The 22,456-nt window shown below is 67.0% G+C and carries 23 protein-coding genes; 6 read left to right on the plus strand and 17 right to left on the minus strand.

From position 1 onward, the window contains the following. Positions 1 to 15: 15 nt before the first annotated feature. Positions 16 to 1,407, minus strand: a complete 1,392-nt coding sequence (locus ACFC4D_RS34835) for a glycine--tRNA ligase (protein WP_364638511.1) — start codon at positions 1,405 to 1,407, stop codon at positions 16 to 18. Between the two features lie 243 nt (positions 1,408 to 1,650). On the opposite strand from ACFC4D_RS34835, the gene ACFC4D_RS34840 reads away from it, so the two are divergent. The 3 genes from ACFC4D_RS34840 to ACFC4D_RS34850 all read left to right on the plus strand — a co-directional run bounded on the left by ACFC4D_RS34840 (position 1,651) and on the right by ACFC4D_RS34850 (position 3,572). Beyond that, complete coding sequence (locus ACFC4D_RS34840) at positions 1,651 to 2,631, plus strand: hypothetical protein (RefSeq protein ID WP_376069634.1); 981 nt, start codon at positions 1,651 to 1,653, stop codon at positions 2,629 to 2,631. A 233-nt stretch (positions 2,632 to 2,864) separates the two neighbouring features. Continuing rightward, positions 2,865 to 3,155 (plus strand): metalloregulator ArsR/SmtB family transcription factor, encoded by a 291-nt coding sequence (locus ACFC4D_RS34845; protein ID WP_364640379.1) that lies wholly within the window; start codon positions 2,865 to 2,867, stop codon positions 3,153 to 3,155. Then, complete coding sequence (locus ACFC4D_RS34850; protein ID WP_364638517.1) at positions 3,156 to 3,572, plus strand: Fur family transcriptional regulator; 417 nt, start codon at positions 3,156 to 3,158, stop codon at positions 3,570 to 3,572. 71 nt (positions 3,573 to 3,643) lie between these two features. On the opposite strand, the gene ACFC4D_RS34855 is transcribed toward ACFC4D_RS34850, so the two are convergent. Then, the gene (locus tag ACFC4D_RS34855) at positions 3,644 to 4,615 is read right to left on the minus strand and encodes a hypothetical protein (RefSeq protein ID WP_375968466.1); all 972 of its coding nucleotides are present in this window, start codon (positions 4,613 to 4,615) and stop codon (positions 3,644 to 3,646) included. Positions 4,616 to 4,718: 103 nt separating this feature from the next. Between ACFC4D_RS34855 and ACFC4D_RS34860 the strand changes: the two genes are divergently transcribed. Further along, on the plus strand, positions 4,719 to 5,345 hold the full coding sequence (locus ACFC4D_RS34860) for a TetR/AcrR family transcriptional regulator (protein ID WP_375968467.1): 627 nt from the start codon (positions 4,719 to 4,721) through the stop codon (positions 5,343 to 5,345). Positions 5,346 to 5,390: 45 nt separating this feature from the next. Here ACFC4D_RS34860 and ACFC4D_RS34865 read toward each other — a convergent pair whose 3' ends face one another. The 3 genes from ACFC4D_RS34865 to recO all read right to left on the minus strand — a co-directional run bounded on the left by ACFC4D_RS34865 (position 5,391) and on the right by recO (position 7,600). Further along, the gene (locus tag ACFC4D_RS34865; protein WP_375968468.1) at positions 5,391 to 5,804 is read right to left on the minus strand and encodes a hypothetical protein; all 414 of its coding nucleotides are present in this window, start codon (positions 5,802 to 5,804) and stop codon (positions 5,391 to 5,393) included. Further along, positions 5,801 to 6,604 carry an isoprenyl transferase gene (locus ACFC4D_RS34870; RefSeq protein ID WP_364638526.1) on the minus strand — a complete coding sequence of 268 codons (804 nt, stop codon included), beginning with the start codon at positions 6,602 to 6,604 and terminating at the stop codon, positions 5,801 to 5,803. Before ACFC4D_RS34870 ends, ACFC4D_RS34865 begins: the two co-directional genes overlap by 4 nt. A 228-nt stretch (positions 6,605 to 6,832) precedes the next feature. Continuing rightward, positions 6,833 to 7,600 carry a DNA repair protein RecO gene (recO, locus tag ACFC4D_RS34875; protein ID WP_364638529.1) on the minus strand — a complete coding sequence of 256 codons (768 nt, stop codon included), beginning with the start codon at positions 7,598 to 7,600 and terminating at the stop codon, positions 6,833 to 6,835. Between the two features lie 254 nt (positions 7,601 to 7,854). Here recO and ACFC4D_RS34880 point away from each other — a divergent pair, with 254 nt between their 5' ends. After that, complete coding sequence (locus ACFC4D_RS34880) at positions 7,855 to 9,276, plus strand: amidase (protein ID WP_376069637.1); 1,422 nt, start codon at positions 7,855 to 7,857, stop codon at positions 9,274 to 9,276. 37 nt (positions 9,277 to 9,313) lie between these two features. Here the strand turns inward: ACFC4D_RS34880 and era are convergent, their stop codons facing one another. From era to ACFC4D_RS34910, 6 genes are all read right to left on the minus strand, one after another. Continuing rightward, positions 9,314 to 10,255, minus strand: a complete 942-nt coding sequence (gene era / locus ACFC4D_RS34885; RefSeq protein ID WP_364638534.1) for a GTPase Era — start codon at positions 10,253 to 10,255, stop codon at positions 9,314 to 9,316. Then, on the minus strand, positions 10,252 to 10,662 hold the full coding sequence (locus tag ACFC4D_RS34890) for a cytidine deaminase (RefSeq protein ID WP_376069640.1): 411 nt from the start codon (positions 10,660 to 10,662) through the stop codon (positions 10,252 to 10,254). Before ACFC4D_RS34890 ends, era begins: the two co-directional genes overlap by 4 nt. After that, positions 10,655 to 11,977, minus strand: coding sequence for a hemolysin family protein (locus tag ACFC4D_RS34895; RefSeq protein ID WP_376069643.1), 1,323 nt, complete (start codon positions 11,975 to 11,977; stop codon positions 10,655 to 10,657). Before ACFC4D_RS34895 ends, ACFC4D_RS34890 begins: the two co-directional genes overlap by 8 nt. Continuing rightward, complete coding sequence (ybeY, locus tag ACFC4D_RS34900; protein ID WP_376069646.1) at positions 11,974 to 12,540, minus strand: rRNA maturation RNase YbeY; 567 nt, start codon at positions 12,538 to 12,540, stop codon at positions 11,974 to 11,976. Before ybeY ends, ACFC4D_RS34895 begins: the two co-directional genes overlap by 4 nt. Positions 12,541 to 12,562: 22 nt before the next feature. Next, the gene (locus ACFC4D_RS34905) at positions 12,563 to 13,636 is read right to left on the minus strand and encodes a PhoH family protein (protein WP_375968618.1); all 1,074 of its coding nucleotides are present in this window, start codon (positions 13,634 to 13,636) and stop codon (positions 12,563 to 12,565) included. A gap of 170 nt (positions 13,637 to 13,806) precedes the next feature. Next, positions 13,807 to 14,709, minus strand: a complete 903-nt coding sequence (locus tag ACFC4D_RS34910; protein ID WP_376069794.1) for a LysR family transcriptional regulator — start codon at positions 14,707 to 14,709, stop codon at positions 13,807 to 13,809. Between the two features lie 367 nt (positions 14,710 to 15,076). On the opposite strand from ACFC4D_RS34910, the gene ACFC4D_RS34915 reads away from it, so the two are divergent. Next, positions 15,077 to 16,144: an MFS transporter gene (locus ACFC4D_RS34915; protein ID WP_376069649.1), complete on the plus strand. Its 1,068-nt coding sequence runs from the start codon at positions 15,077 to 15,079 to the stop codon at positions 16,142 to 16,144. An 88-nt stretch (positions 16,145 to 16,232) separates the two neighbouring features. On the opposite strand, the gene ACFC4D_RS34920 is transcribed toward ACFC4D_RS34915, so the two are convergent. The 6 genes from ACFC4D_RS34920 to hemW all read right to left on the minus strand — a co-directional run bounded on the left by ACFC4D_RS34920 (position 16,233) and on the right by hemW (position 22,378). Beyond that, positions 16,233 to 16,973, minus strand: coding sequence for a 16S rRNA (uracil(1498)-N(3))-methyltransferase (locus tag ACFC4D_RS34920; RefSeq protein WP_376069652.1), 741 nt, complete (start codon positions 16,971 to 16,973; stop codon positions 16,233 to 16,235). Between the two features lie 4 nt (positions 16,974 to 16,977). Beyond that, the gene (gene dnaJ, locus ACFC4D_RS34925) at positions 16,978 to 18,129 is read right to left on the minus strand and encodes a molecular chaperone DnaJ (protein WP_375968473.1); all 1,152 of its coding nucleotides are present in this window, start codon (positions 18,127 to 18,129) and stop codon (positions 16,978 to 16,980) included. A gap of 36 nt (positions 18,130 to 18,165) precedes the next feature. Further along, positions 18,166 to 19,206, minus strand: a complete 1,041-nt coding sequence (gene hrcA / locus ACFC4D_RS34930; RefSeq protein WP_375968474.1) for a heat-inducible transcriptional repressor HrcA — start codon at positions 19,204 to 19,206, stop codon at positions 18,166 to 18,168. A gap of 163 nt (positions 19,207 to 19,369) precedes the next feature. Then, on the minus strand, positions 19,370 to 19,696 hold the full coding sequence (locus ACFC4D_RS34935) for a hypothetical protein (protein ID WP_376069655.1): 327 nt from the start codon (positions 19,694 to 19,696) through the stop codon (positions 19,370 to 19,372). A gap of 141 nt (positions 19,697 to 19,837) precedes the next feature. Continuing rightward, the gene (locus ACFC4D_RS34940; protein WP_376069796.1) at positions 19,838 to 21,037 is read right to left on the minus strand and encodes an epoxide hydrolase family protein; all 1,200 of its coding nucleotides are present in this window, start codon (positions 21,035 to 21,037) and stop codon (positions 19,838 to 19,840) included. Positions 21,038 to 21,166: 129 nt separating this feature from the next. Beyond that, entirely contained in the window at positions 21,167 to 22,378 is a 1,212-nt protein-coding gene (gene hemW / locus ACFC4D_RS34945) for a radical SAM family heme chaperone HemW (protein WP_376069658.1), read from the minus strand. Between the last annotated feature and the right edge of the window lie 78 nt (positions 22,379 to 22,456).

Raw genomic sequence — 22,456 nt, forward strand, 5'->3', positions numbered from 1 at the left:
CTCGGGAGTCGGAAATCAGGCGCCGATCAGGCGCGCGGCCAGGTAGCCCTCTACTTGATCAAGCGCGATTCGCTCCTGCGCCATGGAATCCCGCTCGCGCACGGTCACCGCGTGATCCTCGAGCGTGTCGAAGTCGACGGTGATGCAGAACGGGGTGCCGATCTCGTCCTGACGGCGGTAACGGCGGCCGATGGCGCCCGCGTCATCGAACTCGACATTCCAGTTGCGGCGCAGCTGCGCGGCCAGATCCTTCGCCTTCGGCGACAGCTCGGCATTGCGCGAGAGCGGCAGCACCGCGGCCTTCACCGGCGCGAGACGACGATCCAGGCGCAGCGTGGTGCGATCCTCCACACCGCCCTTGGCGGTCGGCACCTGCTCCACGTGATACGCGTCCACCAGGAACGCCATCAGCGAACGGGTCAGACCGGCCGCGGGTTCGATCACGTACGGCGTGTAGCGCTCACCGCTGGTCTGATCGAAGTAGCTCAGATCCTGTCCCGAATGCTCGGAATGGGTCTTCAGGTCGAAGTCGGTGCGGTTGGCGACGCCCTCGAGCTCACCCCACTCGCTGCCCTGGAAACGGAAGCGGTACTCGATATCCACCGTGCGGGTGGAGTAGTGCGAGAGCTTCTCCTTCGGATGCTCGTACAGACGCAGGTTCTCCGGATCGATGCCCAGATCGGTGTACCAGGCCAGCCGGGTGTCAATCCAGTACTGATGCCACTGCTCGTCCTCACCCGGCTTGACGAAGAACTCCATCTCCATCTGCTCGAACTCGCGGGTGCGGAAGATGAAGTTGCCCGGGGAGATCTCGTTGCGGAAGCTCTTGCCCATCTGGGCGATACCGAACGGCGGCTTCTTACGCGCGGTGGTCTCGACGTTCTTGTAGTTCACGAAGATGCCCTGCGCGGTCTCCGGCCGCAGGTAGTGCATGCCCTCTTCGGACTCGACCGGGCCCAGGTACGTCTTGAGCATCATGTTGAAATCGCGCGGTTCGGTCCACTTGCCGACGGTGCCGCAATCGGGGCACACGATGAGCTCCATGGACACCGAATCCGGATCATCGAGCTTGTGCTTCTCGGCGTACGCCTCCTGCAGGTGGTCCTGCCGATGCCGCTTATGGCAGTTCAGGCATTCCACCAGCGGATCGTTGAACACCGCGACGTGACCCGAGGCGACCCACACCTGACGCGGCAGGATGATCGACGAATCGAGGCCGACCACATCCTCGCGGCTGGTGACCATCGAACGCCACCACTGCCGCTTGATGTTCTCCTTGAGCTCGACACCCAGCGGTCCGTAATCCCACGCCGATTTGGTGCCGCCGTAAATCTCACCGCTCGGGTACACCAGACCCCGTCGCTTGGCGAGGTTGGCGACGGTGTCCACCTTCGACTTGGGTGCCACTGAGGAAATCTCCATCCGGTCCGTGAAAACTACAAGGGACGTGCTCAAGCCTATCGGTACCGGGCTAGGCGATATTCGCCGGGAGCGAGCATGGCCCCGAGGGTGGGTTCGCAGGTCGCTGCCCCTGGGATTCGGGGATACGTTCCGGGGTCGCCCACGCGAGATAGTAGGTAGGGCGACCGGTCTTTCCCTCGGGATCACGCCGCTGTCGCGGGCAGTGATGACGGCAGGGCCGGGGGCGACATGACGTGGAACTATCCGAGCGACGACGACGAGTACAAGCCTTGGGACCACATCTCGACGCCCGCACCGCCACCCGCACAGCAGCCCGGGGTACAGCCATCCGCGCCGCCGCCGGGACCGCAACCGCCGCGCAGGTGGATGTCGATCGCGCTCTGGCTGTCGCTGCCGGTACTGCTGGTCGCGTGGTTCACGGTGCCTCGGCTACTGCCGCACGATGATCGGTCGATCAAGGCCACAATTCCGGCGATACCGACGCTGACGACGCTGCCCAACGGGTATCTGCGTGTGAATCCGGACCATCCGTTCCGCGATACTCCCGCGAATCAGTGGCGGGAAGGGTCGGACGGTATCGAGGAACCGCCCGCGGTACCGGTCGGCCGCTTCCCGATCGAGCAGGTGGCGGCGGCGCAGGACCGTGCCAAACAGCTGATCGTGCTGGCGCGACTGGATCAGCACACGCTCGACACCGGGGACGCCGAACCGATCATCGCCCTCGTCGCGCCGGGGCAGGGCGCTGAGATCCGGTCCAAGTCGGCGCCGGGGAACGAGGCCGAAACCTGGTGGGTCACAACCAAACTCGCACCGGGATTCAAGCTGCTCCCGGCCCGCCCGCGCGTCAACGGCTCCATGTCGGCCACCCAGGACGACAAGGGCGAGCTGGTGATCAAGACGAATTACCTTGTCGCGTACGCCTTCCAGGCGCCCGATCCGAAGGCGATCAGCGATCCGATGGAGATCATCGTGCTGGTGCGCGAGGAGATCGACTACACCTGGGTCGACGACTCGGCCTACGACGCCCCCTCGCAGGGTATGTGGCTCGACCACGCCAGCTCGTTCACGTACGCGGGCAACTGTGCCTGGTTCAAGAAGGGCTTCCTGGCCCCCTCCTACAGCGACACCCCCAGTTACGGCACCCAGGTCCGACCCACCGAACAGTACTTCGACCCCACCATCCCACTCCCCACCGAAAACGATTGCTGACCGGGCGCTGGAAGCCGCCCGCGACATGCCCGGCCGTCTCCTTCGCGAGAACTCCTCCGAGTGTCGGGTTTGACATGCATATGCTTGCATATAAGAATGGCATCGGTTTCCAATAAGGAGTTGGTTCGATGACCACCGACAGTGGTGCCCCCCTGCGGCGCTCACGCGTCGCCACCGAGGCCCCGACCGCGATTCCGCACGACCCGTACCCGTATCGGTCGCCCCAGCCGCCCATGGTGCCCTCCCGCACCATTCTGGACTCGGCCGGCGAACTGCTGCGCGCCCTGGCCGCACCCGTGCGCATCGCCATCGTGCTGCAACTACGCGAATCGCCGCGCTGCGTCCACGAACTGGTCGACACCCTCGGGGTGACCCAGCCGCTGATCAGCCAGCACCTGCGAATCCTCAAGTCCGCGGGCGTGGTGCGCGGGGAGCGCACCGGGCGCGAAGTGATCTACGAACTGGTCGACGAACATCTGGCGCATATCGTCATCGATGCCGTCGCACACGCAGAGGAGGGGTGAGTGGTGGGAACAACCGAGAAGACGGTCGGCGTCCGCAGCACCCGTCAGCGCAGCGCCATCGCGGCGCTGCTCGCCGATATCGACGAGTTCCGGTCCGCCCAGGAGCTGCACGATGAACTCCGGCGGCGCGGTGAGGGCATCGGACTGACCACGGTCTATCGGACGCTGCAATCACTCGCCGAGGCCGGACTGGTCGACATGCTGCGCACCGACTCCGGCGAGTCCGTGTACCGGCAGTGCTCCACCGGACACCACCATCACCTGGTGTGCCGCCATTGCGGGCGCACCGTGGAGGTCGAGGGACCGACCGTGGAGGCGTGGGCGGATTCCATTGCGGCGGAACACGGTTTCACCGATATCAGCCACACCATGGAGATCTTCGGCACCTGCGGCGGCTGCGCGAGCGGCAAGAGCTGAGAGCGTCGGCCGAACGACGTATTGCGCCTCTTGCAGTGAGACTGCAAGGGGCGCAATGCATTCGGCGATTGTCAGCCAGCGACGGGAACGGGCTCCCTGAGATCGGCCGTCGCGGTCGCGGGGCGCGAGCGCAGAATGCCGATGCCCAGCAGCGCGAGAGCGGCCGCGGCCCAGACCAGTAGGACCGTCAGCGGGCCGCCCGCCTTCGCGCCGTCGAAGAAGGCGACCGAGCGGAGCAGACTGGCGGCGGCACCCGGCGGGAGCAGCTGGCCGATCGTGCCCCAGGGCCGCGGGAGCAGTTCGGGCGCGGAAGTGGCCGCGGAGAACGGGTTTCCGATCAGCACGATGAGGATGGCGGCCAGCCCGATACCCGCTCGGCCGACCGCCGCGGCGAGGCCGACGACTGTTCCGGCGACCGCGAAGGACACCAGCCCGGCTATCGCGGCGAGGGTCAGGTAGGAACCGGGGAGCAGGGACAGCCAGCCGCTGATGATGCTCATGCTGAGCAGTCCACCGGCGATCGCGAAGGTCGCCAGACCCAGGCCGCGCGCGGGAATGGACGGGATCAGCAGGGTCAGCAGAACGCCCGCGGCGATGCCGGACAGGGCCAGGGGCAGCACCATCGCGCCGAAACCGGTGCCGCGCGGGTCATCCGGATCGGCGGCGATCACATCCCGCACGGCCGGGGCGGGAGTCCCGGACAGCTGCTGCGCGATGGCCGAGAGCTGTTGTGCCACCGCCGGACTCGCGGCGGAGGCGATCAGCACCACCGGCTGACCGCCGGTCACGATGGCCCCGTACACATCCCGGTCTGCTATAGCGGTACGAGCGGCGGATTCGTCTGCGACGGTACGGATATCGAAGGCGTCGGCGTCATGTTCGGCCAACTGCTGCGCTACGGCCGCGGCCTGCGGGCCGGTGACGGCGATGGGCAGTTCGCGGGGCTTGATATTGGTGGCGGGCCAGGCGAAGGCGATGAGCATGATCGCTTGGATGAGGGCGGCCGCGAGGCCGAAGGCGACAGCGCGCTGGGTGGTGGTCATCAGGCACTTCCCGTAAATCGGATGTTCGTTCTCTTTTATTGGGACAACCCTGACATCGAGCTGTCAGCTTGTCAAGAACGGATATTCGTTTTACTTTGGGCGTATGCCCAGAGTCAGCGAAGAACACCTGGAACGCCGCAGACAGCAGATCCTCGACGCCGCGCAAACCTGCTTCGCCCGCAAGGGTCTGCACACCACCACCATGCAGGACGTCTTCGCCGAATCCGGGCTGTCCGCGGGGGCGGTGTACCGCTACTTCAAATCCAAGGACGACATCATCGCGGCCCTCACCACCGAGGCCACCGTCGATCTGCGCGCCGCCCTGAGCGAAGCGGTCTTCAGCGATCCGCTGCCCACTCCCCCGGAGCTCATCCTCACCATCTCCGAAACCATCGTGCGACTCTCCGGACCCGGCGGCCCGGTCCGGCTCATTCCGCAGGCCTGGGCGCTGGCGCTCACCGACGCCAATATCGCCGACTACGTGCGCACCAATATCGGTGGCATTCGGCGACTCTGGGTCGACTACGCCATCCGGATGCGCGAAATCGGCTGGCTCCCACCGGATGCCGATGTCGAGGCGGTGGCCAAGGCATTCCTCGGCCTGCTACCCGGGTTCATCCTGCAATTCCTGATCCTGGGCGATACCGACCCCGAATCCTTCGCGCGCGGAGTCGAACAGATGCTGCCCGCCTACGCGAGACTGCCGCTGCCCGAAACCTCGCCCAACTGAGCCGGATTCACCGGCGGCAGCGAAAACCGTTGCCGCCGTGCGGATTCAGGGCAGCACCAGGCCCTGGCGGGCGCGGCCCGCACCGGACAGCACCAGCAGCAGCATGGTCGCGAGCGCTTCATCCTCGAGGCCAGCGGCCGGGAACGTGTAGCGCAGGATGATGTCCGCCAGCTTGTCATGGCCGACGATCGTGATCGAGCCGAACTGCAGCGCCGCGTTGCGTTCGGCAACGCGCTTGTGCAGCTGCGGTTTCAGCGGGCGATCCCAGGCCAGCACACAGGTGAGGGTGAGCACATCCAGGCCGGGGGCCAGATTCACCCCGCGCAGTGAGCAGAGCGCGCCGTCGAATTCGAAACCCAGACCGCCGCCCTCCTCGACCCGGACCGCGACGTCATAGCGGGACAGCGCGGCTCCGGCGCGCGCCTGCAATTCCGCCGCCGGGGCGATCGCATCGCTCACTTCGCGCCACCGAAGCGGCGGTCGCGCTTGGCGTACTCCAGGCAGGCGTCCCACAGGTTGCGGCGGTCGAAATCCGGGAAAAGCGTTTCCTGGAACACGAATTCGGCGTACGCGGACTGCCACATCAGGAAGTTCGAGGTGCGGAACTCACCCGACGGGCGCAGGAACAGATCCACATCAGGCATATCCGGCTCATCCAGGAAGCGGGCGACGGTGTCCTCGTTCACCTTCTCCGGATCGATCTCGCCGGACTTCACCCGGCGCGCGATTTCCCTTGCGGCATCGGCGATTTCGGCGCGACCGCCGTAGTTGACGCACATGGTCAGCGTCATCACGTCATTGTCCTTGGTGAGCTCCTCGGCGATCTCGAGCTCCTTGATCACGCTGCGCCACAGGCGCGGCCGGCGGCCCGCCCAGCGCACCCGCACACCCATCTCGTGCATCTCATCACGCCGACGCCGGATCACATCGCGGTTGAAGCCCATCAGGAACTTCACCTCGTCCGGGCTGCGCCGCCAATTCTCGGTGGAGAAGGCGTACGCCGACAGCCACTTCACCCCGATCTCGATACAGCCCTCGACGGTATCCATGAGCACCGCTTCCCCGCGCTCATGCCCCGCGGTCCGCGCCAGCCCGCGCTCCTGCGCCCAGCGGCCGTTACCGTCCATCACCAGCGCGACATGCCTGGGCACGAACTCGGCGGGAATCGCGGGCGGCGTCGCACCCGAGGGATGCGGCGAAGGCGGACGCACCGCGCGCTGGACAGCGGAAGGTTTGCGAGTACCGATCACGCCCACCATCCTGCCCGATGCCCCCAACCCCGCGAACACACCCACGGACTTCCCACCGACTCCCCACACTTCCCCCACACCGACCGGGTCGACGCGGTATCGGGAGCACGGTATGCCGCCACGACGAAACGCACCGAGCGCGCGTGCCGGAGCAGCTATCTCGCCACGCGGCGAGCCGGCCGATACGACGAGCCGGACATGGACACGCTCGCGGCAGGGGTTGCGCGACTTGCGGGATCAGCCGACGGCGGCGGATTCGGCGGCTTCGTGTGGGCGGGTGCGCTCGATCAGGGGCAGGGTGCGGAGTTGGCGTTCGAGGTGCCATTGCAGGTGGGCGGCGACCAGGCCGCTGGCTTGGCGGCGGAGGTTGTCGGGGACGGCGTTGACGCCGGACCAGTCGCCGCGGTGCAGGGCGCTGAGGTGTTCGAGGACGCCGAGCATGGGGGTGGCCGAGCCCGGGGGACGGCAGTGCACGCAGACCGCGCCGCCCGCCGCCACGTGGAAAGCGCGGTGCGGGCCGGGGGTGGCGCAGCGGGCGCAGTCGTCCAGGGCAGGGGCCCAACCGGCGAAACCCATGGCGCGCAACAGGAATGCGTCGAGGATGAGTTCATGCGGGCGGATGCCCTGCGCGATGGCGCGCAGAGCCCCGGCGGTCAGGGTGTGCAGTCGAGGCGCGGGCGCGCGCTCTTCACCCGCTAGGCGTTCGGCGGTTTCCAGGACTGCGCAGGCGGTGGTGTAGCGGCCGTAATCGGCGACGATGTCCGAAGCGAAGGCTTCGACCGTATGCACCTGGGTCACCACATCCAGATTGCGCCCGGGATGCAACTGCACGTCCACATACGCGAACGGCTCCAGCCGCGCACCGAACTTGGAGCGGGTGCGGCGCACGCCCTTGGCGACCGCGCGCACCAGACCGTGCTGGCGGGTCAGCAGGGTGACGATACGGTCGGCCTCGCCCAGCTTGTGCTGGCGCACCACTACCGCATTGTCTCTGTACAACTGCACCGCAACAGTCTCGCACGCGATACCGACCGCGCGACGACCCATGCGAGCGCGCCGAAAGATTTGGTACGGGCGCGAATACCGGAAACTCCCGATGCCCGGCATCCGATCGCCCGTCTGTGCAGCGCCGGGATCGCAGCAGCCCCGAGGATATCGCCGACTGAGAACGCTCGGGTTCCTAAATGCCCGCGAACCCTGGACGTGTGACCAGAATCGCGCTAGGTTTCCGGCGTGCGGCAGGGAGACGGGACTCACGAATGACCACGGCATCGGTACATGAACTCGGGTTGGCGGAGCTGGCGGCGGCGCTCGAGCGGGGGAAGATCAGTTCTGTGGCAGCTACCGGCGCGGTGCTGGATGCCATCGACGCGAGTCAGGATGGGCTCAACGCGTTTCGGATCGTGCGGCGGGAACAGGCGCTGATCGAAGCCGCCGAGGCCGATCGGAAATTGGCGGCGGGTGAGCGAGCACCGCTGCTGGGAGTGCCCATCGCGGTGAAGGATGACACCGATATCGCCGGCAGCCCAACGGCTTTCGGGTGCGGTGGCGAATTCCCGGACAAGACCGAGGATGCGGAATCGGTGCGCAGACTGCGCGCGGCGGGTGCGGTGATCGTCGGCAAGACCAATACCTGTGAGCTGGGGCAGCTTCCGTTCACGAGCGGTAATGCGTTCGGGCACACCAGGAATCCGTGGAGTGCCGAGCACACGCCGGGCGGGTCGTCCGGTGGGTCGGCGGCGGCGGTCGCGGCCGGATTGGTGCCCGCCGCACTGGGTTCCGACGGTGCGGGGTCGGTGCGCATTCCGTCGGCGTGGAACAACCTGGTGGGCATCAAACCGCAGCGCGGGCGCATCTCCACCTGGCCGCTGGCCGAGGCGTTCTACGGGCTCACCGTGAACGGGCCGCTGGCGCGCACGGTCGCCGACGCGGCGCTGCTGCTGGATGTGGCGGCGGGACCGCACGCGGGCGATCTGCATACGCCGCAACCGATTCGGGCCTCCGACGCGGTCGGCCGCGATCCGGGCAAGCTGCGCATCGCGCTGTCGCTGCGCACCCCGTTCACGGCCATCAAGACCGCACTGGATCGCGAGGTGGAGGCGCGCGTGCACGACACCGCCAATACCTTGCGCGGTCTCGGGCACGAGGTCACCGTCGCCGATGTGCACTACGGCGTACTGCTGGGCGCGACCTTCCTGCCCCGCTCCATGGTCGGCATCCGCGACGCACTGAATCGCCTGCCCGGCGCACAGGTCGATCCGCGCACCCGGAGCAATGCCGTCACCGGCCGCGTACTCGGCCCGGCGCTCTTCGCCGCCCGACGCGCGGAACCGTTGCTGCGCATGCGAATCGGCCGCTTCTTCGACAATTACGACCTGGTGCTGGCCCCCACCACCGCCACTCCCCCGCCCGGCGTGCACGAGATCGACGATATCGGCTCGTGGGCCACGGACCAGCTCATCACATCCTCGTGCCCCTACACCTGGCCGTGGAACGTGCTGGGCTGGCCCGCAGTGAACATCCCCTCCGGCTTCACCGACGCGGGCCTGCCCGTCGGCTCCCAGCTCATGGGCCCCGCCAACTCCGAACCCCTGCTGATATCGGTTGCGGCCCAACTGGAATCCGAACTCCAATGGCACAAACACCGCCCCACCCCTTGGTGGAATCGCCCCGCCGCCTGACCAAGATCAGGCGGCGGCATCACGCGGGTAGCCGGTGTCAGAAGCCCAAGCGGCCCAGCTGTTTCGGGTCGCGCTGCCAATCCTTGGCCACCTTCACGTGCAGGTGCAGGTAGATGCGGGTGCCGAGGATCTTCTCGATCTGCTTGCGGGCGCTGGTGCCGACCTCTTTGAGGCGGGCGCCGCCCTTGCCGATGATGATGGCCTTCTGACTGGGGCGCTCCACGTAGAGCAGGGCGTGCACATCGAGCATGCCCTCGTGGGTGCGGGTGCCCTCGGTGGCGGTGTCCTCGTTCTCCTCGCGCTCGAGGATGTCCTCGATCACGACCGCGAGGGAGTGCGGGAGCTCATTGTCCAGGCCCTCGAGCGCGGCTTCGCGAATGAGCTCGGCCATGAGGGTTTCCTCGGGCTCATCGGTGAGTTCGCCGTCCGGGTAGAAGGCCGGGCCCTCGGGCATCTGCGAGGCGATGACGTCGATCAACGTCTCGACCTGCTCACCCTTGACCGCGGAGACCGGCACCAGTTCGGCTTCGGGGCCGAGCAGCGCGGATACCGCCATGAGCTGATGCGCGATGGCGTCGCGGCTCACCTTGTCGATCTTGGTGACCACACCCAGCAGCTTGGTCTTGGGGGCCATCAACTTGATCTGCTCGACGATCCACCGGTCACCCGGGCCGATCTTCTCATCCGCCGGAATGCAGATGGCGATCACGTCGACCTCGGAATAGGTATCGCGCACCAGGTCATTGAGCCGCTGTCCGAGCAGCGTGCGCGGCCGGTGCAGACCGGGGGTGTCCACCAGGATCAGCTGCGCGTGCTCACGATGCACGATGCCGCGAATGGTGTGCCGGGTGGTCTGCGGGCGCGAGGAGGTGATGGCGATCTTCTGCCCCACCATGGCATTGGTCAGCGTGGACTTGCCGGTATTCGGCCGCCCCACGAAACATACGAAGCCCGAACGGAATACGTCTTTACTGCTCATTCGAATACCTCCGACTCGGTTTCCAGATCGAAGCCCTCGGGAATACCGGGCCGGGTAGCCGGGTCACCTTCGACCGGCCCTTCCACTACCTCGAACACCGAGCCCTTGGCATCGGTGAACACGATGCGCGCCGTCGCCGACACCTCACGCACCGCGTGCACGCCGGGGTCGGAGAACCGCCCGGCCACCACCACCGCGGCCTCGAAACCCTCTGCGCCACTGGAGATCGCGGCCGCCACCGCGGCTTGCAGAGCGGTCAGCTTCAGACTGGTCAGACCGACCTCGCCCGCCGCGTAGGTGCGCCCATCGGTATCCCGGATGGCCGCGCCCGCCGCACCGCCGGTGCGGCCCATCGCGCCGCGCGCGAGGATCAACAGTTTGCCGTCCTCGGCGTCCAAGTCAGTCATCGGATTCTCCCTCTTGATGTGCGCCGTCCGGTTTCCCTTCGGCCGCTTCGTTTTTGGCTTTCTCCAGCGGGCGGCGCACCACGACCGTGTGCACCCGCACCCGGCCGCGCGCATCCGAACCGCCCTCACCGCGCAGCTGCAGACCGTGGATCACGGCCTTGGAACCCGGCAGCGGGACACGGCCCAGCGCATGCGCGAGCAGGCCGCCGACGGTGTCGACATCCTCGTCGTCGATTTCCATATCGAACAGGTCGCCCAGATCCTCGACCGGAAGTCGCGCGGAGACACGGTATTTGCCCGGGCCGATCTGCTCGACGGGCGCGGTCTCATCGGTGTCGTACTCGTCGGCGATCTCACCGACGATCTCCTCCAGCACATCCTCGATGGTGACCAGTCCGGCGATACCGCCGTATTCGTCCACCAGCACCGCCATATGGTTGCGGCGGCGCTGCATCTCATCGAGCAGGGCGTCCAGGGGCTTGGAGTCCGGCATGAAGACGGCGGGGCGCATGACCTCGCGCACCTTCACCTTCTTGGCCCGATCCGCGTACGGCACAAGGTCTTTCAGGTACACGACGCCGAGAATGTCATCGACGTTCTCACCCACCACCGGAACTCGGGAATGCCCCGACCGCACCGCGAGCGACATGGCCTGCGCCGCGGTCTTCTCCGCCTCGATCCAGACCATCTCGGTGCGCGGCACCATGACCGCGCGCGCGGTGGTCTCGCCGAGTTCGAATACCGACTGGATCATCCGGCGTTCCTCGGCGTCCACCACCCCGCGCTCACCGGCCAGATCGACCACCTCGCGCAATTCGATCTCGGAAGCGAAGGGGCCGTTGCGGAATCCCTTACCCGGGGTGATGGCATTACCGACCAGAATCAGCAGGCGGCTGATCGGACCGAGCAGCGTGCCGATGGCCTGCAAGGGCAGCGACGCGCCCAGCGCCAGCGAATACGCGTGCTGGCGGCCCAGCGTACGCGGGCCGACCCCGATCACCAGATAGTCGACCAGCACCATGACCGCGGCCGTAACCACCAGTGCCGCAACCTCGTTCAGCCAATCCAGCAGCACCGCCGCCAGCAGCACCGTCGCGGTGATCTCGCACAGCACGCGCAGCAGCACCATGAGATTCACATAGCGCGGGCGATCGGCGATGATCTTCGCCAGCCGAGTCGCACCGGTGCGATCGGCGCGCACCATATCGTCAACGCGCGCAATCGAAATCGTGTTCAACGCCGAATCCAGCGCGGCGAAAACACCGCCGGCCGGAACCAGCACTACGGCCAGCAGCAGCAGGACGAACGAATTCACGCGGGATCCAGCGGATCACCGGAATCGGTGAAACCGGTCTTACCCAGCAGGCGGCGATCACGCTCACGATCCCGCTCGGCGATCTCGGCACGCACCTGCGCCTGGCGCAGGCTCTCGTACCAGCCCTCCAGCAGCGAGGCCTGGAGCGCGAACATCTCCTTCTCCTCCTCCGGCTCGGCATGGTCGTAGCCGAGCAGGTGCAGGACGCCGTGCACGGTCAGCAGGGCGAGCTCGTGATCCATGGAATGCCCGGCCTTCTCGGCCTGCTGGGCCGCGAACTCGGGGCAGAGCACGATATCGCCGAGCATGGAAGGGCCGGGCTCGGCGGCATCGGGCCGCCCGCCCGGCTCCAGCTCATCCATGGGGAAGGACATGACATCGGTCGGACCCGGCAGGTCCATCCAGCGCATGTGCAGGTCCGCCATGGTGTCGAGATCGACCAACACCATCGACAGCTCCGCGGCCGAATGGACATCCATCTGACCGATCGCGAAGCGCGCGACGCTGACCAGTTCCTCTTCGGATACTTCGATACCCGATTCGTTGGCGATCTCGATACTCACCCGCTCAGCCTATCGGCCGAGTTCAGTGCCGCCCCTCCCGGCTCGCGGCACGCCGCTGCGCGCGGTTGCCCGGATAGTGCGCCACCTGTGGCCGGGACTCGGCCTCATAGCGGTCGTAGGCGTCCACGATCTCGCCGACCAGGCGATGCCGGACGACATCCGCGCTGGTGAGCTCGGCGACGTGAATATCGTCGACATCGGCCAGGATCTCGGTCGCGGCCCGCAGCCCCGAACGCGAGCTGCCGGGTAGGTCGACCTGGGTGACGTCACCGGTCACCACGATCTTCGACCCGAAGCCAAGACGCGTCAGGAACATCTTCATCTGCTCGGCCGTGGTGTTCTGCGCCTCGTCGAGAATGATGAACGAATCGTTCAGGCTGCGGCCACGCATGTACGCCAGCGGCGCGACCTCGATGACGCCCGCGGCCATGAGCTTGGGAATGGCCTCGGGATCCATCATGTCGTGCAGGGCGTCGTAGAGCGGGCGCAGGTACGGATCGATCTTCTCGTTGAGGGTGCCGGGCAGGAAGCCCAGCCGCTCACCCGCCTCGACCGCCGGACGCGTCAGGATGATGCGGGTGACCTGCTTGTTCTGCAGGGCCTGCACCGCCTTGGCCATGGCCAGATACGTCTTGCCGGTACCGGCCGGGCCGACACCGAACACGATGGTGTGATGGTCGATGGCGTCGACATAACGCTTCTGGTTCAACGTCTTCGGGCGAATGGTCTTACCGCGCCGGGACAGGATGTCCAGGCTCAGCACCTCCGCCGGGGAATCGGAGGAACCCTCGGTGAGCATGGAGTAGGTGTGCCGCACCGCCTCCGGACTGACCTGGCGATTGCGCGCCGTCAAGGCCACCAGCTGCGCGATGACGCGCTCGGCGAGGGCGATATCGGCGGGCTTGCCGGTGAGAGTGACGGTATTGCCGCGGACATGGATATCGGCATCGAGGAGTCGCTCGAGCTCACGCAGGTTCTCATCAGCCGAACCCAGGAAACCGAACACCGATTCCGGTGCCAATTCAATGCTGGAGCGAACGGTCCGGCCCGCCGGTCCGGACCCATTGTCGCCGGCGCCGATGCCGACATTGGGGATGTTCTGGTCGCCGATTTTGCCTGGTGTACTCAAAAGTGACTATGGCCTGCTTCCCGGTCTAGAGAGTCACATCTTTGATGGAAGTTTACCGCCGCCCACCGACACCGCCCAGTGAATAAGCCGCTACCGGCAGGGTGACGCGAGAACGCCGCATCGCCGCTGCCTGGGCGTTATGCGCCGCCGGAGCGCTGTTGCGCCCAATCGACGGTGAAATCGCGAAAACGGCGCACCGCGTCCGACGGCGCGCCGCCGGTGCGCCAGATCAGGCCGACCTCGCGCACGGCGTCCGGTTCGGCGAGCGGGATGAGCGCCGCGTCCGGTTGCGGGCCGCCGGTCAGCGGATATTCCAGCGGCACCACCGAAACGCCCAAACCGACCGCCACCAGACCCGCGATGGTGCCGAGATTGCTGCATTCGAACCCGATGCGCGGCCGGAAATCCGCCGCCGCGCACAGCTCGTCGAGCACCTGCCGCATACCGAATCCCGGATGCATGGCGATGAACTCGGCATCGGCCACCTCCGCCAGCCGCACCTGCCGCCGCGCCGCCAGCCGATGATCCGGCGGCACCGCCAGCGCCAGCCGCTGCCGCAGCAGCGGCCGCCACCCGACTCCCGGCCGCTTCGGCCGGGGCGACAACATCCCCAGGTCGGCGCTGCCATCCAGGACCACATCGGTGACGATGTCGGCGGCGTCCTGTTGCAGGGTGAAGGTGATCCGGCCGGACACCCGCCGGAATCCGGCGATCAGCTCCGGCACCACCCGAGCGCCCAGCGAATGCTGGAAAGCCAGCCGCACAACGCCTTTCGCCGGATGCGCCAGATCCGCGAGTTCGCGTGCGGCGGAGTCGAGCTCGGCCTGCGCGCGCCGCGCGTGCTCGTAGTAGACCCGCCCGAAATCATTGAGCGCCAACCGCTTTCCATAGCGATCGAACAGCCGGACACCCAACCGCGCCTCCAACCGGGCCAGCATCCGCGACAGCGTCGGCTGCGTCAGATGCAACCGCTCCGCCGCCACCCCGACCCGCTCGAGCTCGGCCAGCGTGATGAACCAGTGCAGATCCTCACCGGCCACGAGCGCCCCCGTCAGTTGGACGACCACGCATGGCCCGCTTCGACTCCGCATGGGTCACCACTGACGAGTGCGGATTGTCACTCCGCATGGTCGGCCTCCCTCCGAGTAGCTGTACTAATACCGCAGGTGCATGAACTAGGACTTGATTATGCATTTCCTTTGGAATCGGGGCGCGCTCATGCTCGGATGATGACCGCCACCGTGCTCGATTCCGATGACATCGCGGTGCATGAGCGTCGAATCACGGTCGCGCTCTTCGCCGCCGGGCTGACCACCTTCGCTTCGATGTACAGCGCGCAGGCGCTGCTGCCGAGCCTGTCGATCGCGTTCGGGGCGACTCCGGCGCGTGCGGCGCTGGCGGTATCGCTTGACCACCGGGCTGCTGGCATTGGCGATCGTGCCGATGAGTGTCCTGTCCGATCGAGTCGGGCGCACCCGCGTGATGATCGGATCGGCCGTGGCGGCCAGCGTCATCGGGCTGTTGCTGCCGTTCAGCCCGACGCTGGACGTGCTGCTGGCCGGGCGGGCGATACAGGGTGTGGCGCTGGCCGGGGTGCCCGCCGTGGCCATGGGGTATCTGGCCGAGGAGATCGGGGCGGCCGGACTGGGGGCGGCCATGGGCGTCTACGTCGCAGGGACCAGCCTGGGCGGATTGACGGGGCGGCTCATCCCGGCGTTCACCTTGGAAGTCGGATCGTGGCGCTGGGGCGCGGCAACGATCGCCATCGCAGCGGCGGTATGTGCCGGGATCTTCGTGCGAATGCTGCCGCAATCGCGCCGATTCACCCCTCAGCCGCTCCAAATACGCACTGTCGCCGCCGGTTTCGCGGCACACCTGCGGGATCGCACCCTGCTGCCGCTGTACGGTCTGGCGTTCGTGATGATGGGCGGTTTCGTCTCGCTGTACAACTTCCTCGGCTACCGACTCACCCGCGAACCATTCGGGTTATCTGCTGCCACAGTGGGTTTGGTGTTCGTGCTGTATCTCGCGGGTACGGCCACCGCCGCCGCCTCCGGCCGGATGACGGCGCGACTCGGTCGATCCCGCGTCATGGGGCTGGGGCTGCTCGGCATGATCATCGGGCTGCTACTGACCCTGCCAGACCTCTTGCCGGTCATCCTCTTCGGCGTACTGCTCTGCACCGCAGGCTTTTTCGCCATCCACGCCGCCGCCAGCAGCTGGGTCGGCGCGGCGGCCAACGGCAATCGCGCGGCGGCGTCCGCCCTGTACATGTGCGCCTACTACCTGGGCAGCTCCATCGCCGGTGGACTGGGCGGGCTGGTCTTCGGCCGCTTCGGCTGGCCCGGACTGGCGGGGTACGTCGCGGCACTGGTCGCGCTCGCAGCGGGTCTGATCGGCACGCTGACGATGCGCTCGCGACCCGCGCCGATCGAATCACCGGTGACCGCAACCGATTCCATGCGGTCTTCGTAGCGCACTCGATATCGGGGCGGCAATGATGGCCTCGAACACAGCATCCGGTGCGAACTCAATGACCGGGTCGGCTCGGCCGGGGTGCGCGTTACCAGCGCGGGGTCAGTGCGCCCAATGCGCCGAGAGCCACGGCCGCGGCGGTGGACGTGCGCAGCACGGTGGGACCGAGCAGAACTATGTCCGCGCCCGCGTCGGCGAGGGCCGTCAGCTCCGAATCGTCCAGGCCGCCTTCGGGACCGACGATGAGGACGACCTCGGGGACGCCGTCGAACGGCAGATCGGTGAAGCGGCCCGCGCCGGATTCGTGCAGGGTCGCGACGATCGCGCCGTGGGATTTGGCTTCGCGCACCAGGTTCAACAGGTCGCGGGTGTGGTGCAGGTCGGCTACATCGGGGATATAGGGGCGGCGGGATTGGCGGGCGGCCTGTTTGGCCGCGGTGCGCCATTTCTCGACGGCTTTGTGCGCCTTGTTCTCCCATTTGGAGACGCAGCGAATGGCCTGCCAGGGGACGATGGCGTCGGCCCCCGCCTCGGTCATGAGTTCGACCGCCAGTTCGGAGCGTTCCGATTTGGGCAGCGCCTGGACGACCGTGACCTGCGGGGTCGCCGGTGCGGCGACCCGGCGGTCCAGCACCTTCAGTTCGAGGCGATCCTTTTCGGCCGCAACCACTTCGGAGTCGGCGAGCAGCCCGTTGCCGTCGGAGAGCGTGATGGGCTCTCCGACGCGGATGCGGCGGACGGTCGCGGCGTGGCGGCCTTCCGGGCCGTCCAGCACGGCCGTGGCACCCGGTTCCGGGATGTCGTCGAGGTAGAAGACGGTGGCGGCCAAGGGATCAGCGTCCGCTGAAGGAGGCGCGCAGGCGGGCGAACAGACCGCTGTTGTGCTCGGACTGCGTGGAGAGCACCTCGGTGCGCTCATTGGGTCGCATGCCCTTGTACTTGCGCAACAGTTCCTGCTGCTTGGAGTCCATCTTGGTGGGGATGACGATGTCCAGGTGCGCGATCAGATCACCGCGGGAGTTGGCGCGCAGCTTGGGCATACCGTGGCCGCGCAGCACCGAGACCTCGCCGGGCTGGGTGCCCGCGGGAATGGTGAGCTCGACCGGGCCGTCCAGGATGGTGTCGATGACGACCGTGGTGCCCAGCGTCGCGTCCACCATGGGCACGCGAATGGTGCAGTGCAGATCATCGCTGTCGCGCACGAAGGTGTCGTGCGGCTGCTCCACGATCTCGACGTAGAGGTCACCGGCGGGACCGCCACCCGGGCCGACCTCACCCTGTGCGGCCAGGCGCACGCGCATACCGCTGGCCACACCCGCCGGAATCGGCGCGGCGATCTCGCGGCGCGAACGCACGCGACCGTCGCCACCGCACTTGCGGCAGGGGTCCGGAATGGTCTCGCCCGCGCCACGGCAGGTGGGGCACGGCCGCGAGGTCATGACCTGACCCAGGAACGACCGCTGCACGGTCTGCACTTCGCCCGCGCCACCGCAGGTTTCGCAGCGCACCGGCTTGGAGTTGCCGTTGGTGCCCGAACCCACGCACACATCGCAGAGGATGGCGGTGTCGACGGTCAGGTGTTTGGTGACACCGACCGCGCACTCCTGTAGCGAGAGCCGGGTGCGCAGCAGCGAATCCGCGCCGGGCTGCACCCGGCCGCGCGGCTTGCGCGGGTTGGACGTGTTCATCCCGCCGAAGAAGGCCTCGAACACATCACCCAGACCGCCGAAGCCCGCACCGGAGAATCCGCCGCCGGCGCCGCCGCCGGATTCCATCGGGTCACCGCCGAGGTCGACGATGCGCCGCTTCTCCGCATCGGTCAGTACCTCGTAGGCCGTCGACACCTCGCGGAAGCGCTCCTGCGCCTCCGGTTCCGGGTTGACGTCGGGATGCAGTTCACGCGCCAGCTTCCGATAGGCGCGCTTGATCTCCTGGTCGGTCGCGTTGCGTGCGACGCCGAGCAGTGCGTAATAGTCCCGTGCCACTTGTGCTCTCTAGTCCTGTTTCGTCTCGCTGGTTGCTCACCGTTCGGCGAGCACCTCACCGATGTACCGGGCCACGGCCGCTACCGAGGCGATGGTCCCCGGATAGTCCATACGCGTCGGGCCCAGCACCCCCATGCCGCCAAGAACGGTACCGGGCATCCCGTATCCGGTGGACACCACCGCCGTTCCACGCATCTGTTCGACCTTGGTCTCCTCCCCGATCTGCACGGTCACGGTACCCGGCTGCTGTGAGGCGGCCAGCAACTTCAGCACGATGACCTGTTCTTCCAGGGCCTCGAGGACTGAACGCAGGGAGCCCGGGAATCCGTTCCCGGCGAAGTCCCCGGCATTGCGGGTGAGGTTCGCGGTGCCGCCCAGCACCAGGCGCTCCTCGGGATGTTCGACGAGGGTTTCCACCAGCACCGTGGAGACTCGGATGAGCACATCGCGCAGCTTGCCGGTGGAGTGCTCGGGGAGTTCGGCGACCGAGGCGGACGCGGAGGCCAGGCGCTTGCCCTCCATGGCCTTGCCGAGCATGGCGCGCAGTGCGCCCAGATCGTCATCGCCGACGATATTGCCCAGATCCACCAGACGCTGATCGACGCGACCGGAATCGGTGATGACCACCAGCAGCAGCCGGGCCGGATTGAGCGCCACGACTTCGATATGCCGGACGGTGGAGGCGCTCACGGTCGGGTACTGCACCATGGCGACCTGACGGGTCAGCTGCGCGAGTAACCGGACACCGCGGCGCAGCACGTCATCGAGATCGACACCGCTCTCCAGGAATTCCATGATGGCCCGGCGCTCGGCATTCGAGAGCGGCTTCACCTCGGAGATGTGATCGACGAACTGCCGATAGCCCTTATCGGTCGGTATCCGCCCCGAGCTGGTGTGCGGCTGGGTGATGTACCCCTCGGCCTCGAGCACCGCCATGTCATTGCGGACGGTCGCACTGGAGACACCCAGATTGTGCCGTTCCACCAGCGTTTTCGAGCCGATCGGCTCCTTGGTCGAAATGTAGTCCGCGACGATCGCCCGCAGGACCTCGAGCCGCCGTTGCTCCGTGGTCGACATTCAGCCCCACCTCCTCGCTCGCGTTCGGGTTCACCGTGACCGCTGCCGTGGGCAGTGCGCGGATGATTCCCTGATAGTCGCGCTCCAGTTTAGTTGCCGATCGGCAAATTACCTGCGCGACCTCAGCGCGATCCGGGGGCGGGACGGAACGCCGGGGTGTGGGTCAGCCCGCGGAACCGGATCGGTAGAGACTCGTCAGCAGGGCGTCCAGTCCCCTTCGAGTCGTATTGCAGGGCACCTGACTCGAATTGTCGGTACTCCCGGTTCCGGTCGCCCCGTCGTAGAGCAGACCGAGCACGTTCGCTCCCAGATCGAGGACGGCCGAACCGGTGCCCAGGAACTGGACTCGCGTGCCGTCGTCACAGTGGATGGTCTCGGTGCTGCCGGTGCCCACGCTGCCGATCGTGGCCGGGCCCTCGGCCTGGGCGGGCGCTGCCGATACGGCAATGGCGGCGGTGGCGAGTAGTCCGGTGGCTATGGCGCGTTTCATCGATCCCTCACGAAAACAGCTGTGCGACAACCGACCTCGATAGCCGGTTGTACACGATGCTATTGCGGCCCTGGTTTGAAATAGGCGGATTTCAAACCGAGAGGAATGTAACGCCCATCACATTCTCGATCGGTCCGCGCGCTAACGCAGTCCCGCGAAGAATGCGCGAATATCCGAAACAAGCAGGTCCGGGGTCTGCATGGCCGCGAAATGGCCGCCGGTGTCGAACTCGGTCCAGCGCACGATGTTGTTGAGCTGCTCGGCATAGCGGCGGATGGCCGGGTCGCCGGCGAAATTGGCCACGCCGGTGGGGACGCGGGAGTGGGTGGGGTGCTGCGGGGAATGCAGGGATTCGTAATACATTTGGGCCGAGGAGCTGCCGGTGTTGGTGAACCAGTAGATGGAGACGTCGGCGAGCATGTGGTCGCGGTCGATGCGGTCTTCCAGGGCGCCGCGGGATCCGGTCCAGGCGTGGAACTTCTCCACGATCCAAGCCAGTTGGCCTGCAGGGGAATCCGCCAACGCGAAGCCGAGGGTGTGCGGGCGGGTGCCCTGGATCTGGTAGTAGCCGCTACCGTCGGTGAGGAATTCGCCTATGAGCGTGAGCTTTTCGCGCTCCAGCTCGGTGAGGGTGGCGGCGTCGTCATCGGGCACCTGACCGTGCGGCATGAAACCCCAGGTGGCGGCGTTGACATGGACGCCGAGCACGCGATCGGCATCGATGCGGCCCAGATCGGGGCCGATGAACGCGCCGTAGTCGCCGCCCTGCACGGCGTAGCGCGGATAGCCCAGGCGGCGCATGAGTTCGGCGTAGGCGCGCGCGGTGCGGATGCTGTCCCAGCCGGAATCGGTTGTGGGACCGGAGAATCCGAAATTCGGGTGCGAGGGGATGATCAGATCGAATGCGGGACTGCCGTCCTCGGGATCGCTGAGCGGTTCGATCACGTCCAGGAATTCCAGCACCGAACCGGGCCAGCCGTGCAACATGATCATCGGCGTCGCACCCGTGCGATGAGATCGTATGTGCAGGAAGTGAATTCGCGCACCATCGATGACCGTCGTGTACTGCGGATAGGAATTGAGCCGCTTCTCCCACGCCTGCCAGTCGAACCGCTGCGCCCAGTACTCGGCGAGCTCGCGCAGATAGTCACCCGGCACCCCGCGCGCCCAGCCGGTGCCGGGAATCTGTGCGGGCCACCGGGTTTGACTCAAGCGCTGCCGGAGATCACGCAGCTGTGCCTGCGTGACCTCGACTTGAAAGGGAATGATGTCCTCGTCGAACGTACTGATAGAGGCCAGGGTAATCCCGCATCCGACCGCTCGTGGCCGAATAAACGGGATCACCGGAGGACGGGCGAGGCAGCGACCAGGTTCGGCGATCCCGGCGAGCCCGGTGCACCGGAGCGCAGAGCGCGCGATGGGCCTGCCCCGCGAATGAGCAACGCGACAGTCGAATGAGCCGCGTGCCGATCAAGTGAGCAGGGTGCGGACGACGGCATCGGCCAGCAGGCGACCACGATCGGTAAGCACCAGCCGATCGGCGTGCAGTTCGGCCAGACCGTCCGCCACCACGCGCTGTGCCGCCGCCGCACCATCGGCATCCAGATCGCCCAGCGGCAATCCGGCGCGCAGGCGCGCGGTGAGCATGACCCGCTCGGTATAGCGCTCGGAGTCGGTGAGCTGCTCCCATCCGGCCGCGGGCAGGCCGCCGAGCGCGACCCGATCCGCATAGCGCGCAGGGTGTTTCACATTCCACCAGCGCACGCCGCCGACATGGCTGTGCGCACCCGGACCCGCGCCGAGCCAATCGCCGCCATCCCAGTAGCCGAGGTTGTGGCGGCAGCGCGCGGCATCGTTCGCGGCCCAGTTGGAGACCTCGTACCAGCCCAGTCCGGCGGCTTCGAGGCGCGAATCGATGCGTTCGTAGCGAGCGGCGAGCACATCGTCATCGGGTGCGGGCAGTTCACCGCGGCGCACACGACGAGCCAGCGCGGTGCCGTCCTCGACAATCAGCGAGTAGGCGGAGACGTGATCGACCCCGGCGGTGAGCACCGCGTCCAAGCTGGCATCGAGATCGGCGTCCGTCTCCCCCGGCGTGCCATAGATCAAATCCAGATTGACGTGCTCGAACCCGGCCGCCCGCGCCTCCTGAGCGGCGGCGACAGCTCGCCCCGGAGTGTGCGTGCGGTCCAGCACCTTCAGCACATGCGCGGCCGCGGACTGCATGCCCAGGGAGATTCTGGTGAAGCCCCCGTCCAAGAGCCTGGCGAAGAACTCCGGCGAGGTCGATTCCGGATTCGACTCGGTGGTCACCTCGGCCCCCGGCGCGAGCGTGAAGTTGTCCCGAATAGCGGTCAGCACATTCGCGAGCCCATCCCCGCCGAGCAGCGAGGGCGTACCCCCGCCAACGAAGATCGTCTCCACCGGCGGCGTCGCACTCGGGAAGGCCGCGAATTGCTCAGCCGCAGTTGCCAATTCCCCTCGCAGCGCCTCGAACCAGGATTGCGGCGACGCCGAAGTCCCCAGTTCCCCCGCCGTATAGGTATTGAAATCGCAGTACCCGCACCGCGTCGCGCAGAACGGCACATGGATATAGATCCCGAACGGCCCGCCCCCGAAGTCCCGCAGCTCCAGCGAAGGCTGATCTGCGGAAACGGTTGGGGCGACACCGACGGAATTCACCCCTCCAGTGTGACCGGTAGCCCAGCTCACACCGCACGCGCCCGGGCACCGGATGGCGAGAGGCCACGATGCGACCGC

It is taken from the genome of Nocardia sp. NPDC056000, from assembly GCF_042269265.1.
In the GTDB taxonomy this organism is placed as follows: Bacteria; Actinomycetota; Actinomycetes; order Mycobacteriales; family Mycobacteriaceae; genus Nocardia.